The following is a 13,113-nucleotide window of genomic DNA, read 5'->3' on the forward strand; positions in this document are numbered from 1 at the left end:
TCCCACCGCCGATTGTCGAGGATCCGCTGGTCAGGATGCAAGGTTCTCGTAGCCCGAAAGCACGATCTTGTCCCGGTACGCGTTCGCGTGACGACACAAAGAGATCGTGAGGGTACGGCCGGTAGTCGGTACGGTCGATCCGTCACGCGGGTGTCGTGCGGCTGCCGGATTCACGCGGAGGCAGTGGTCCACTCGGAGCACAGCTCCGGGCGGGTCATGGCCTTCCGAGAACGGGAAATAATTCCGCATTCAGCCCTTGTCGGCGGCGGTCACGACGGCGTCGACCGCCCGCTGCATGGCTCGCCACGCGCGCACACGGGCATGGCTGATGCGGATGCCCAAGGTGGTGAGTCGGTACCGCCGCCGGGCGGTGTCCCCGTCTCGCTCCACGAGTCCGTGGCGCGCGAGCTGGTGGAGGGTCCGCTGGACCGTCGTCGGGGGCGGAGCGAGCCCGCCGCCGCTGTCCTCGCGCAGCCGCTCGGCGAGCTCGCGTCCGCTCGCCGGGCCGCGCCGCAGCGCCACGAGCACGAGCAGCTCGACGTGCTCCCGCGAGGCCATCCGCACCGAGCCCCAGCGGTGGTTGGCGGTGCCGGTGCCGCGCGGCGCCGGGACGGCCGGAGCCGCGTCGGCCCTGTCCCCGGCCCGCCGCCCGGTGTCCCGACGCTCCCGCCGGGCGGCCCGGTCCCACCGCTCGCGCGGGGCGGGGACCGCGGGCGCCGGGGCCTCGTCGACCAGCTCCTCGTCCGCCAGGTCGTCGTCCGCCAGGTCGTCGTCCGCCAGGTCCTCGTCCGCCAGGTCCTCGTCCGCCAGGTCCTCGTCCGCCCGGTCCTCGTCCGCCAGGTCCTCGTCCGCCAGGTCCTCGTCGGCCGGGCCGTCCGGCTCCACCCGGCCCGCCCCGTGGGCGGGGTCGTCCTGCTCGGCGCTGCGCCGGGGCCGCGGCGGCAGCAGGCCGCGCAGGCTCGACGCCGCCGGCCGCCCGAAGGCGGAGCTGAGGTCGGGGCCCTCGGCGGAGGTGGTGGGCTCGGCGGTCACGACGTGGCCTCCTGCTCGGGTCGGGCGTCGGCGGTCGGGCTCTCCTCGGCGGTGCGCAGGAGGTTCAGCAGCTCGACGCCGAGGTCGCGGTAGTCGCCGGCGACGCTCGCAGCGGTCGGCGACAGCCGGCGGGCGGTCGCGCTCGTCCCACCCTCACGCAGCGCCGCCCACCAGGCCGGCTGGGCCGCGACCTCCTGCTCGAGCTCGTGCGCCAGCCGACCGAGACGCCGCGCGTCCTGGGCCGTGCGCTCGGCGTGCCGGATCGACGTCGTGAACAGCGGCGAGTGCCCGCCGAAGGCGCGCCCGACGGCCTCCCGGACCTCGGCGTGCACGACGCGCGAGCGCGAGCCGGTCGCGAACAGCACGGCGCCGAGCAGCCCGAGGTCCGGGTTGAGCTCGCGGGCCAGGGCGAAGCGCTCGCCGACCAGCCGCATCCCGACCAGGCCGCCGCCGTCGGACTTGGTCGGCATGAGCACCCAGCGGGCCGCGGCGAGCGCGAGGTCGGTGAGGATCGTGGTCTCGGGCGGGCAGTCGACGAACACGAGGTCGTAGTCGCCGGCGACCGGCGCGAGCACCTCGGCCAGCGCCAGGAAGGCGGCCCGGCCCTGCTCCTGGACCCGCGACACCATGAGCGGCACGAGGTCGACCAGCCGCGCCCCGCCCGCGACGACGTCGAGACCCGGGCGGACACCCTCGACGGGGCGCAGCGGCGTGCCGGCGACGACCGACACGAGCAGCCCCGCGCCGCGGTCGTCGGCGGGGCCGTCGCGGAAGCCGAGGTCGTCGGCGAGGTTGGCCTGCCGGTTGAGGTCGACGAGCAGGCAGCGGTACCCGGCGGCGGCGAACTGTCCGGCGAGGTTCGCGACGAGCGACGTCTTCCCGACCCCGCCCTTGTCGTTGACCATCGCGATCGTCCGGGCGAGCGCGTCGCGGTCGACGCCGTCGGGCGCGGGTTCGACCGGGTCCACGGACGCCACCGGCGCCACAGCGGTGTGCACGGGGTCCACGGGCTCCGGCGCGGGCACCGGCTCCACCGGACGGTCCGTGCGGGACCCACGTCGCCGGCCGGTGGCGGTGCGGGCGGCGCGGCCCGCCGGTCCGGTCATGCGGCGAGGGTGCGGCCCCACCCCCGCCCCGGCAAGGCCGACACCCGGACCCGGTGACGCTTTCGTCCACTCGGCCGCAGCGCTCGTCGCCCGCGGTCGCACGCACGACCGGCCGGCAGGGCAATCCGTTGCACCGCGCGGCGCGGTGCCGTCACCGGTCGTGCTCGCGAGCCTCCTCCTCGTAGACGTCGGGGACGTCGTCCCGGTCGCGGTCGACCCGTTCCTCCTCGTGAATACGCCGGTGCACGGCGTTGCGGTAGCGCAGGACGATCGTCGCCAGCAGGGCGGCCAGCAGCGACGCCGTCAGCACCCCGATCTTGACGTGGTCGTCGGCCTCGCTGGCCGTGCCGAACGCCAGCTCGCCGATGAGCAGCGACACCGTGAACCCGATGCCGGCCAGCAGCGACAGGCCGAGCACGTCGCTCCAGGCCAGGTCCTCGGACAGCTGCGCGCGCGTGAACCGTTGGACGAGCCAGGTCGCGCCGAGGATGCCGACCACCTTGCCCACCACCAGGCCCGCGATGATCCCCAGGGTGATGCGGTCGGTGAACGCGGCGCCCAGGCCGCCCCCGATGACGGTCACGCCGGACGCGAAGAACGCGAAGATGGGGACGGCCACGCCGGCCGAGATCGGCCGCCACCGGTGCTCGAAGTGCTCCGAGAGCCCGGGGCCGGGCCCCTCCTTCTTGCGGACCACCGGCACCGCGAAGCCCAGCAGGACGCCGGCCACCGTGGCGTGCACCCCGGACTCGTGCACGAGCACCCAGGTCAGCACCGCGAGCGGCAGCAGCAGCCACCACGAGCGGACCCGTCGCTGGACCAGGACCGTGAAGACCGTCAGCGGCAGGAGCGCGAGCAGCAGCGGGACGAACTGCAGCTGGTCGGTGTAGAAGAACGCGATGATGGAGATGGCGAGCAGGTCGTCGACGACGGCGAGCGTGAGCAGGAAGGTCCGCAGCGCGTCGGGCAGACAGGACCCGATGAGCGCGAGCACCGAGAGCGCGAACGCGATGTCGGTGGCGGTCGGGATGGCCCAGCCCGCGAGGCCGTCGCCGCCGACGTTGATGGCGGTGTAGATGATCGCCGGCGCGATCATGCCGCCGACCGCGGCGGCCACCGGGAGCAGCGCCCGCGACGGTTCCCGCAGGTCGCCGGCGACGAACTCGCGCTTGAGCTCCAGCCCGGCGACGAAGAAGAAGATCGCGAGCAGGCCGTCGGCCGCCCAGGTCGCGAGGGTCAGGTCGAGGTGCAGCGCCGCCGGGCCGATCCGCAGCTCCGAGAGCGTCGTGTAGGCCTCGCGCCACGGCGAGTTCGCCCACAGCAGCGCCACGGCCGCCGCGGAGACCAGCAGGATCCCGCCCACCGTCTCGCGGCGCAGGACGTCCGCGATCCGCGCCGTCTCTGCCCACGAGCGGCGGGCGAAGAGGCGGCGGGGTGTCGACGAGGCCACGGATCATCCTCCGGAGGGCAGGCGTCAATCACTGTCGACCAGACTTCCCGGCGCAGCGCGGGAGACCCTACGTCAGAGCAGTCGGCCACGGGCGGTCGTCGGAGTGGCGTTACGGACACTCAACGTCCGCGGAGCCACTCCGCTGACACGCCTGTCGTCAACAGGTGGTGTTCGGCGGCGGGAGGGTGCCGTCGAGGAGGTAGCGGTTCACCGCGTCGTCGATGCAGGGGACGCCGTTGGTGTAGACGGTGTGGCCGTCGCCCCGGTAGGTCAGCAGCACCGAGCCGGGCAGGCGGTCCCGCAGGGCCACGCTGTTCCGGTACGGCGTGGCCGGGTCGTTGGTCGTGCCGAGGATGAGCATCGGCGGGCCGGTATAGCCCTCGATCGGCGTCAGCGGCTGCTGCGGCGCCGGCCAGTCCGCGCACGTCAGGCCGCTGACCAGCACGTTGCCCGAGAAGTGCGGGGCGCGCGCCTCGGTGGCGCGCGCCGCCGCGAACACCTGCTCGTCCTCGGTGGGCCAGGCGTTGTCGAGGCAGGTCACGGCGTTGTACGTGTCGGAGTTGCTGCTCCGGAAGTAGGCGGTCGCGAGCGCGCGCATCGGGGCGCCGTCCCCGGCGTCGGCGGCGGCGAGGGCCTGGGCGAGCTGCGGCCAGCTCGCGGTGCTGTAGAGCGGGTAGACGACGCCGATCTCGAGCAGCCCCGCGGACAGCGGGCTCGTGCCCGCCACGGGCAGCGGGTCCGCGGCGACGCGGGCGCGCACCCGGTCGAGGGTGCCGATGGGGTCGGCGCGCACCGGGCAGACCGGGTCGACGCGGCACGCGGCGTCGAACTGGCGCAGCGAGTTCTCGAAGCTCTCGGCCTGCGCGGAGTCCAGGCCGGGCTTGCTCACGTCGACCACGCCGTCGAGCACGATCGAGCGCAGGCGCGTCGGGAAGAGCTGGGCGTAGGCCTGGCCGATCGACGTCCCGTACGAGAAGCCCAGGTAGTCGATCCGCTCCTCGCCCAGCGCCTCGCGGATGCGGTCCATGTCGCGGGCGACGTTGCGCGTGCCGAGGTGGGGCAGCAGGTCGGGGTAGCGCTGGCCGCAGGCGAGGTCGTAGCGGTCGACGGCGTCGTTCGTGGCCGCCTCGTCGGCCGGGTCGCCGGGGTCCGGGTCGCCGCGGTAGGGGGTGTCGGGGCCCAGCGGGCACTGCAGGCCCATGCTGTCGCCGACCCCGCGCGGGTCGAAGCCGATGACGTCGAAGCGGTCGGTGACCTCCCGCGGCAGCACGCCGGCCTGCACGAGCTCGATGCCCGATCCGCCGGGCCCGCCGGGATTGACGAGCAGCACGCCCACCCGGGCGGCCGGGTTCGTGGCGGGCCGCCGGGCGATGGCGATCGGCAGGGTCGGCCCGGTGGGGTTCGCGTAGTCGACCGGGACCGGCACCGAGGCGCACTCGAGCCCGCCGCGACAGGGCGTGAAACGGGGGCCGCCGGGCGGTCCGGGAGGGGCCGGGGCGGCGACGGGGGCCGACGAGGACAGCGGGATCGGGGGCACGCCGGGCTCGGGGCCGCGCGCGCAGCCGACGAGGGCGAGCGCCGCGGTGGTCAGGGCGGCGGCGGCGGCCAGCACGCCGCGGGCGGACCGGCGCCCGGTCACGCGCGAGGCCGACCGGACGTGCTCCTGGGCCATGTCCACTCCCGCCGTCCCCGCTCGAGCTCCCGGGCGCCCGCGTGCGCCGGGCGGCCCATCATGCCCGCCCGGTCGTCGCACCCGTGCGGGGCTCCGGACCGCGACCGCCGTCACCCTGCGTGACCCGCGTCCCCCACCCCGGCGGGTTTGCCGTGTCCGTCACCGACGACCCACGGGGCGTGGAAGGTCGTCCGGGCACCGGGGCGCGCGGTGGCGTGCCCGAGGTGGTGCACGAGGTCGTGCACGAGGTCGCCCGCGCGACCGTGCACGTCGAGGACCTCCGCGCCCTGCGCAGCGAGCTCGTCGCCTGGGTGCGCGCGGCCGCCGAGCTGCCCGGCGACCCCGACGACCCCGACGACCCCGACGGCCCCGACGGCCCCGACGGCCCCGACGGCGAGGCGCTGGCGGACCGGCTGGACGACATCGCCACGGCGTTCTACGAGGCGCTGGCCAACGTGGTCGACCACGCCTACCCGGAGGGCGCGGGACCCGTGGACGTCACCGCCCGCCTCGCCGCGACGGGAGGCCCGGACCGGCCGTGGCTCGAGATCGTCGTGGCCGACCACGGCGGCTGGCGGCCGGCGCCCCCGAACCCCGGGCACCGCGGCCGGGGCCTGCTGCTGGTCTCGCGCCTCACCGACGGGCACGAGCTCCAGACGGTCGAGGACGGCACCCGCCTGCGGCTCTGGTGGCACCGGCCGCCCGGAGCTGACTACCGTCGCGGTGCATGAGGACACCCGAGCTGGTGCTCGTGCCCGCGCTCGTCGGGCTGCCGGCGGCCCAGGCGCACGAGGTCGCCATGACGGCCCGGGTGGTGGCCGTGGACCCCGACCCCGACACGCCACCCACGGTCGAGGGCACGGTGACGGCCCAGCAGCCCGAGCCGGGCACGCGGGTGCCCGCCGGCGAGGCCGTGACGATCTGGGTGGAGCCCGACTCCGGGGGCGGCGGCGGCGGGGGCGGCGGCGGGAACATGCCGCGCGTGCAGCCCGACAAGCCGCTCGACGGCGCGGGCGCGAACTAGGACGGCTCCGGGGATCGTCGGGTCGGGGGTCCGACGACCCCCGGAGCCGACCGGGGTGTCGTCCGCGGGCGGGGCGGCGTTACGCGTGTGCACCCGGGGCGATCGGGAACACCCGGCGGACGCCCGCGACCCCGGAGGTGTCCGTCCGTGAAGATCGGTTACAAGTTGATCGCCGAGGCCTACTCGCCCACCGAGATGGTGCGCCAGTGCGTGCGCGCCGAGGAGGCCGGCTTCGACTTCGTCGAGATCTCCGACCACTACCACCCGTGGGTCTCCGAGCAGCAGCACTCCGGCTTCGCGTGGTCGATGCTCGCCGCGATGGCCGCGAAGACCGAACGGATCGAGCTGGCCACCGGCGTGACCTGCCCCTTCATCCGCTACCACCCCGCGATCATCGCGCAGGCGGCGGCCACCACCGCGCTGCTCTCCGACGGGCGCTTCACCCTCGGCGTCGGGTCGGGCGAGCGGCTCAGCGAGCACGTCGTGGGGCACGGCTGGCCGAGCGTCAGCGTGCGCCACCAGATGTTCCGCGAGTCGCTGGAGATCATCCGGCTGCTGTGGCAGGGCGGCTACCAGAGCTACGAGGGCAAGCACCTCACCCTCGAGGACGCGCAGGTGTTCGACCTCCCCGAGACGCTGCCGAAGATCGTCGTCGCCACCGGCGGGCCGCAGGCCTCGAAGCTCGCCGCCGAACTGGGCGACGGCATCTTCACCACCGAGCCGCGCGCCGACCTCGTCCAGGCCTTCACCGACGCCGGCGGCGACGGCCCCCGCTACACCGAGGTGCCCATGGCTTTCGGCGCCACCGAGGACGAGGCCGCCGAGGAGGCCCGCCGGCTGTTCCGGTTCGGGATCACCGGCTGGAAGGTCCAGGCCGAGCTGCCCAACCCGGTCAACTTCGACGCGGCGACGGCCACCATCACCGCCGACCACATGCGCGAGGCCTTCGCCTGCGGCCCGGACATCGACAAGCAGCTCTCGGTGGCCCAGCAGTTCGTCGACGGCGGCTACGACCACCTCGCGCTGATCAACGCCGGCACGGACGTCGACGGGTTCTTCGACCACTTCGCCAAGGAGCTCTCCGAGCCGCTGCGGGCGCTGCGTCCCTCCTCCTGAGGTCGGTCGTACCCTCGGGTACGGGCCGTGCCGTGCGGCCCGAGGGAGGAGAACGATGACCGCGGTGCCGGTGGAGGCCACGTCGGACGGGCCGACCCACGACCCCGGGACGCAGGCCCGGCGCCGGCGCACCTTCGCGGTGATCAGCCACCCCGATGCGGGCAAGTCGACGCTGACCGAGGCGCTCGCCCTGCACGCCGAGGTCATCTCGGCCGCGGGCGCGGTGCACGGCAAGGGCGGGCGCCGGGGCGTCACGTCGGACTGGATGGACATGGAGCGCGAGCGGGGCATCTCGGTGACCTCCGCGGTGCTGCAGTTCGCCTACCGCGACCAGGTCATCAACCTGCTCGACACCCCCGGTCACGGCGACTTCTCCGAGGACACCTACCGCGTGCTCGCCGCGGTGGACGCCGCGGTGATGCTGCTCGACGCGGCCAAGGGCCTCGAGCCGCAGACCCTCAAGCTCTTCGACGTCTGCCGCGACCGCGGGGTGCCGGTGCTGACGTTCGTCAACAAGTGGGACCGGCCCGGCCGCGAGCCGCTCGAGCTGCTCGACGAGGTGGAGCAGACGATCGGGCTGCGCCCGATGCCGATCACGTGGCCGGTCGGGATCGCGGGCGACCTGCGCGGGCTGGTCGAGCGGGCCGACGGCACGATGCACCGCTTCACCCGCACCGCCCACGGGGCGTCGAAGGCGGCCTCGGAGGTGCTCGACGCCGACCGCGCCGCCGCCGAGGAGGGCCCGGACTGGGAGCGGGCGACCGAGGAGCTCGCGCTGCTCGACGAGATCGGCGCCGGCTTCGACCAGCAGTCCTTCCAGGCCGGCACCGCGACCCCGGTGATGTTCGGGTCGGCGCTGTCGAACATCGGCGTGGCGCGCCTGCTCGACGCGCTGGTCGAGCTCGCGCCGGCGCCGGGACCGCGCCCGGACGCTAAGGGCGAGGCGCGCCCGGTCGAGGCGCCGTTCTCCGGGCTGGTGTTCAAGGTGCAGGCCTCGATGGACAAGTCCCACCGCGACCGCGTCGCGTTCGTGCGGATCTGCTCGGGGCGCTTCGAGCGCGGGATGGTGCTCACCCACGACGCCACCGGGCGCCCGTTCGCCACCAAGTACGCGCAGGCGATGTTCGGCCGCGACCGCTCCACGATCGAGGAGGCGTTCCCCGGCGACATCGTCGGGCTGGTCAACGCCACCGCCCTGCGGCCCGGGGACACGCTGTGGGCCGAGGACCCGGTCACGTTCCCGACGATCCCCAGCTTCGCCCCCGAGCACTTCGCGGTCTGCCGGGTCGCGGACATGTCCAAGACCAAGCAGTTCCGCAAGGGCATCGACCAGCTCGACTCCGAGGGCGTCATCCAGGTGCTCTCGTCGGACCTGCGCGGCGACCAGGCGCCGGTGCTGGCCGCGGTCGGCCCCCTGCAGTTCGAGGTCGTCTCGGCCCGGCTCGCCGACGAGTTCGGCGCGCCGGTGAAGCTCGACCGCCTCGACTACCAGCTCGCGCGCGCCACCGACGCGGCCGGCGCGGAGGCCCTCAAGGGCGCGGTCGGCATCGAGGTGCTCACGCGGCGCCTCGACGGGCAGCTGCTCGCGCTGTTCCCGCACAAGTGGCGGCTGCAGGCCGTGGCGCAGAACAACCCGGACCTGCTGCTGGCGCCGCTGGTCGCGGACGCGCTCTAGATCAGGCCGGCAGTCGTCGCGGCGGCAGCGCCTCGTTGATCGTCCTGCTGGTGGCCTCGGGGTCGGGGACCTCGATGACGATGCGGTGGTACGGGTCCCCGCGCAGGTAGATGGCCAGCAGGCTCTGCGCGCGCCGGACCATCCACAGCTGGCGCCGCTCGCCCACGCCGTAGGAGCCGGCCCGCAGCACGGTCGGCACGCTCACCCCGGGCAGGTGCACGCGCGGGCTCGCCGAGACCGCGTCGCGCCGGGCCATGGGCCGCGCCAGCAGCACGCGGCTCAGCGGCAGGTAGACCCCGCGCCGGCACGCCCAGACGCGGTCGGTGCCGGTGAAGCGCACCACCACGCCGTCGGCGGTGACGCGGATCTGGACCGCCATGTCTCACCCACCCCGCGCGGACGCGCCGGACGGGCGGGCCGGCCGACGGGGCCCGGGAGCGGGGCGCGGTCCCGTCACCATCGCGTCACGCCAGCCGGTCGTTCTTCGCCGAGGCCTCCTCGTAGGCACGCTCCGTCGCCCGCTGGGCGTCCGCGAAGCCCTTCTCGACGGCCTGCGTGCCGTCGGAGTGCGCGTCCCGCACGGCCTGCTCGGCGTCGCGCGCGGCCTGCGCCAGCGCCCGCTCGGCCTCGGCGGCCGCGTCGGCCACCGAGGACGCACCACCCGCGGCGGACCCACTCGCGGCGGATTCCGCCCTCGCCCGGCGTGGCGGCGGGCGCACCCGCTCCCGGACCGGGCATGCTGAGCCCGTCGGTGAGGGTCTCCCCCGCGGGGCTCCGCGAGTCCTCGGGACGGCGGTGCTGAGCGGACCGGTCCCCGGTCGGCTCGTCGGACCCGACGGGACGGTCGACGTCGTCGGCTGCGCTCACGGGCACGACCTCCGGACTCTCGGCACGGGTGGCCGCGCGCCGGCCCGCGAAGGGCGCGGCACCAACCCCCCGATCGGCTTCGGTGCCGCGACAGCATGGCAGGCGGAGACCCGTTCGGCCCCGGCACCCTCCCCCGCGGGGGCGTCCCGCGACCGTGGCGGCAGGCCCATGAGCTGAGCGGACGTCCGCAGCCACCCGGACGGACGAGTCCCCGAGCGGGTGACGGCTGATCACGCCCGACGGCGGAGCGCGGCACCCCGCGGGGCGATGACACGATGGCGTGGAGACCGCGCACGACGGGTGCGGGCAGCGCAGCGGGACGGACGGACGGAGCATGGGCGGACCCGGCCCGGGGACCAGCGATCCCCCGGTGCCCGAGCAGGCGCGGTTCTGCGCGCGCTGCGACGGGCCCGTCGGTCGGGGGCGTGGCGGGCGCCCGGGCCCCGAGCGCGGCACCTGTCCGTGGTGCGGCGCCGCGTACGACGTCCGCCCGGACCTCGCGGTCGGCGCCGACGGAGCCGTCGTGTCGGGCCGCGCGGGCGAGCGCTACCGGGTCCGGGCTCCGATGTCCCGCGGCGCGCGCGGGTGGTCGTACACGGCCACGCGGACCTCCGACGGCGCGCTCGTCGTGCTCGGGCGGCTCGAGGGCCCCGACGGCCCCGCCGCGGGTGCGCTGGCCGTCGAGGAGACCGAGGTCCTGCTCGACCTCGACGTGCCGGGGCTCGTGCGCGCCCGCGACGTGGTGCGCGCCGACGGCCGCGACGGGCCGGTGCGCCTGCTCGTGCTCGACCACGTGCCCGGCGAGCCGCTCTCCGCCCACCGGCCGTGCCCGCCGGCCGAGGCCCTCGACGCCGTGCTGGGCGCGGTGGGCCCGGTCGCCGCGCTGCACCGGCACGGCCTGCTGCACGCCGACCTCAACCCCAGCAACCTGCTGCGCGGGCCCGGCGGGATCACGGTGCTCGACCTGGGCAGCGTGCGCCGTGTCGAGGACCGCCACAGCGACGTCTGGGCCACCACCGGCTTCGTCGCCCCCGAGATCCACCCCGGCGGCCCCGGGCCGTCGGTGGCGTCCGAGGTCTTCGCGCTGGGGCGGACGGTCGCCGTGCTGGTCGCGGAGTTCGACCACCTGCGCCACCACGCCCTGCGCCTGCCCGACCCGGCCGCGCACCCCGTGCTGCGCGACGACCCCGACCTCGTCGCCCTGCTCGCCCGCGCCACCGACGCCGACCCCGCCCGTCGCCACCGCAGCGTGGAGGCGTTCGGACAGGAGGCACGCCGGGTCCGGAGAGGGTACGACACCGCCACACCGGGCACCGACACGCGCGGCACCGATCGCTACACCGCCCGTCCGGGCGACTGCGGCGTGGGGGTCGGCGTCGGCGCCGGGGCGGACCCGGAGGATGGTGCCACCCGACGTGGCGGGAGCCGTCCGGTCGGCGCCGCCCGCGACACCCGCGACGCTCGAGGAGCAGCGATCCCGTGATGGAGATGGCCGGGACCTCCCCGCTGCCCGGCGAGCGCGGGCCCAGCAGGAGCGCCGGGGACGCGGGGGGCGCCGCGGCCGGCGGCGGCCCGCTGGTCGAGCGCACCGACCTGCGCGCCGAGCTCGCCGAGGGCACCCCGCCGCCCTGCCCGCAGTGCGGCGAGGAGGCGCCTGCGGCGTCCGACGGCTCGTGCCCGACGTGCGGTGCGCACCGGCCGGTCCTGCGCGACCACGTGGAGCTGCTCCTCGGCGACGCCGCGGCGATCACCGACCGGGGCCTGCGCCGGCGCCGTAACGAGGACGCCGTCGAGCTGGGCCGCCGCGTCGAGGGCGGGATCGAGACGTGGGTCGCCGTCGTGTGCGACGGCGTCGCGTCCGCGCGTCGCGGCGATGAGGCCTCGCTCGTGGCCGCCGGCGCCGCGGTCGGTGCCGCCCTGGAGACCGCGGCCGCGCCGCCCACCCCGCCCACCGGCTTCCCGGCGATCTCGGCGAGCGACACGGGCCCGGTCCCCGTCGGCCCCGGCGAAGCCCCGTCCGGCCGGGCCGGCACCGGCGTGAGCGGCGAGCTCGACGCGCTGGCCACCGCCGCCTCGGCCGCCGCCGCCACCGCCGCGGCGGACCTCGGGCGCGGCGGCGGCGACGCGCCCGCCTGCACCTACGTCGCCGCGGTCGTGCGCGGCGGGGATGCGGTCGTGTCGTGGATCGGCGACAGCCGCGCCTACTGGCTGGCCGGCGACGGGTCGTCGCGCCTGCTGAGCACCGACGACTCGTGGGCCGAGGAGATCGCCAACGCGGGGATCATGTCGCGCGAGGACGCGGCCCGTGACCGTCGCGCGCACGTCCTGACCCGGTGGCTCGGGCACGACGCCCCGAGCGGCCCCGCCCACGCCCGCCGCGTGCGCGTCGGGACGCCGGGCCTGCTGCTGCTGTGCAGCGACGGGCTGTGGAACCACCTGCCCGACCCCGCGGTCCTCGCCGGCCTCGCCGCCCCGGCGCTCGAGGGCTCGCCGCCGACCGGCGAGGGCGTGCCGGACCACCCGGCGCTCGCGGCCGCCGCCGCCCTGCTGGCCGCGGCCCTCGACGACGGCGGGTCCGACAACGCCACGCTGGCGCTCGTGCCGGTCGTGCCGCCCGCCGACACCGACCGGCCCTCGGTCACCGTCGACGCGCGCGGCCCGGACGAGCGCACCGGCCCGATCCCGCTCGACGGGCCGGGGGTGGTCGACCGGTGAGCGAGACCCCCGACGTCGGCCCGGTCGGCGGCTCGTGGGTCGTCACCGTCTGGGCCGACCGCGACTACTTCGAGCTCGTCCGCGCGCGCCGCACCACGGCCGACCCGGCCGACCTCCCCGGCGACTTCCCGAGCGGTTCCACGCCCCGCGAGGTCGCCCTGACCGCGGACGAGATGCGCGTCGGGCGCGCGGGCGACCGGTCCGGCGCCGAGGCCCCGGAGATCGACCTCGGCGGCCCCCCACGCGATCCCGGCGTCTCCAAGCTGCACGCCGTGCTCCTCGCGCTGCCGCCTGACCGGTGGGTCGTCATCGACGCGGGCTCGACGAACGGCACGACGCTGAACTACGGCGAGGAGCCGCTGACCCCGGACACGCCGGTGGCCCTGCGCCCGGGCGACCGCATCCACGTCGGCGCCTGGACGACGCTCACGGTGGACCGTCGCTGAGCCCACCGAC

The 13,113-nt window shown here is 76.1% G+C and carries 13 protein-coding genes; 7 read left to right on the forward strand and 6 right to left on the reverse strand.

Annotated elements, in window-relative coordinates:
- Positions 1-249 precede the first annotated feature (249 nt).
- From ACYX4T_RS18600 to ACYX4T_RS18615, 4 genes are all read right to left on the reverse strand, one after another.
- Positions 250-1,032, reverse strand: coding sequence for a PadR family transcriptional regulator (locus ACYX4T_RS18600; protein WP_476010771.1), 783 nt, complete (start codon positions 1,030-1,032; stop codon positions 250-252).
- Entirely contained in the window at positions 1,029-2,138 is a 1,110-nt protein-coding gene (locus ACYX4T_RS18605) for a ParA family protein (protein ID WP_476010772.1), read from the reverse strand. Before ACYX4T_RS18605 ends, ACYX4T_RS18600 begins: the two co-directional genes overlap by 4 nt.
- 151 nt (positions 2,139-2,289) lie before the next feature.
- Positions 2,290-3,588 carry a Na+/H+ antiporter NhaA gene (gene nhaA / locus ACYX4T_RS18610; protein WP_476010773.1) on the reverse strand — a complete coding sequence of 433 codons (1,299 nt, stop codon included), beginning with the start codon at positions 3,586-3,588 and terminating at the stop codon, positions 2,290-2,292.
- Positions 3,589-3,745: 157 nt separating this feature from the next.
- A complete protein-coding gene (locus ACYX4T_RS18615) occupies positions 3,746-5,260 on the reverse strand; it encodes an alpha/beta hydrolase (RefSeq protein WP_476010774.1) in 1,515 nt (504 codons plus the stop codon).
- 215 nt (positions 5,261-5,475) lie between these two features.
- Between ACYX4T_RS18615 and ACYX4T_RS18620 the strand changes: the two genes are divergently transcribed.
- The 4 genes from ACYX4T_RS18620 to ACYX4T_RS18635 all read left to right on the forward strand — a co-directional run bounded on the left by ACYX4T_RS18620 (position 5,476) and on the right by ACYX4T_RS18635 (position 9,075).
- Complete coding sequence (locus ACYX4T_RS18620) at positions 5,476-5,991, forward strand: ATP-binding protein (RefSeq protein ID WP_476010775.1); 516 nt, start codon at positions 5,476-5,478, stop codon at positions 5,989-5,991.
- Positions 5,988-6,284, forward strand: a complete 297-nt coding sequence (locus tag ACYX4T_RS18625; protein ID WP_476010776.1) for a PASTA domain-containing protein — start codon at positions 5,988-5,990, stop codon at positions 6,282-6,284. The genes ACYX4T_RS18620 and ACYX4T_RS18625 overlap by 4 nt, the downstream gene beginning before the upstream one ends.
- A gap of 147 nt (positions 6,285-6,431) precedes the next feature.
- Entirely contained in the window at positions 6,432-7,400 is a 969-nt protein-coding gene (locus tag ACYX4T_RS18630; RefSeq protein WP_476010777.1) for a TIGR03557 family F420-dependent LLM class oxidoreductase, read from the forward strand.
- Between the two features lie 55 nt (positions 7,401-7,455).
- On the forward strand, positions 7,456-9,075 hold the full coding sequence (locus ACYX4T_RS18635) for a peptide chain release factor 3 (protein ID WP_476010778.1): 1,620 nt from the start codon (positions 7,456-7,458) through the stop codon (positions 9,073-9,075).
- Position 9,076: 1 nt separating this feature from the next.
- Here the strand turns inward: ACYX4T_RS18635 and ACYX4T_RS18640 are convergent, their stop codons facing one another.
- Entirely contained in the window at positions 9,077-9,454 is a 378-nt protein-coding gene (locus ACYX4T_RS18640; RefSeq protein WP_476010779.1) for a hypothetical protein, read from the reverse strand.
- Positions 9,455-9,539: 85 nt separating this feature from the next.
- Positions 9,540-9,722 (reverse strand): hypothetical protein, encoded by a 183-nt coding sequence (locus ACYX4T_RS18645; protein ID WP_476010780.1) that lies wholly within the window; start codon positions 9,720-9,722, stop codon positions 9,540-9,542.
- A gap of 554 nt (positions 9,723-10,276) precedes the next feature.
- On the opposite strand from ACYX4T_RS18645, the gene ACYX4T_RS18650 reads away from it, so the two are divergent.
- From ACYX4T_RS18650 to ACYX4T_RS18660, 3 genes are read left to right on the forward strand one after another with little or no spacing between them, the layout of a single operon-like run.
- Positions 10,277-11,425: a protein kinase domain-containing protein gene (locus ACYX4T_RS18650; protein WP_476010781.1), complete on the forward strand. Its 1,149-nt coding sequence runs from the start codon at positions 10,277-10,279 to the stop codon at positions 11,423-11,425.
- Entirely contained in the window at positions 11,425-12,657 is a 1,233-nt protein-coding gene (locus tag ACYX4T_RS18655) for a PP2C family protein-serine/threonine phosphatase (RefSeq protein WP_476015307.1), read from the forward strand. The genes ACYX4T_RS18650 and ACYX4T_RS18655 overlap by 1 nt, the downstream gene beginning before the upstream one ends.
- Complete coding sequence (locus ACYX4T_RS18660) at positions 12,654-13,103, forward strand: FHA domain-containing protein (RefSeq protein WP_476010782.1); 450 nt, start codon at positions 12,654-12,656, stop codon at positions 13,101-13,103. Before ACYX4T_RS18655 ends, ACYX4T_RS18660 begins: the two co-directional genes overlap by 4 nt.
- Positions 13,104-13,113: the final 10 nt, after the last annotated feature.

The organism is Actinomycetospora sp. ABD4_176 (assembly GCF_056311855.1).

Bases quoted from the DNA above. Each gene is read 5' to 3' on its own strand.
- ACYX4T_RS18635 (WP_476010778.1), top strand. From the start codon at position 7,456: ATGACCGCGGTGCCGGTGGAGGCCACGTCGGACGGGCCGACCCACGAC.
- ACYX4T_RS18650 (WP_476010781.1), top strand. From the start codon at position 10,277: ATGGGCGGACCCGGCCCGGGGACCAGCGATCCCCCGGTGCCCGAGCAG.
- ACYX4T_RS18615 (WP_476010774.1), bottom strand. From the start codon at position 5,260: ATGGCCCAGGAGCACGTCCGGTCGGCCTCGCGCGTGACCGGGCGCCGG.
- ACYX4T_RS18625 (WP_476010776.1), top strand. From the start codon at position 5,988: ATGAGGACACCCGAGCTGGTGCTCGTGCCCGCGCTCGTCGGGCTGCCG.
- ACYX4T_RS18640 (WP_476010779.1), bottom strand. From the start codon at position 9,454: ATGGCGGTCCAGATCCGCGTCACCGCCGACGGCGTGGTGGTGCGCTTC.
- ACYX4T_RS18655 (WP_476015307.1), top strand. From the start codon at position 11,425: ATGGAGATGGCCGGGACCTCCCCGCTGCCCGGCGAGCGCGGGCCCAGC.
- ACYX4T_RS18605 (WP_476010772.1), bottom strand. From the start codon at position 2,138: ATGACCGGACCGGCGGGCCGCGCCGCCCGCACCGCCACCGGCCGGCGA.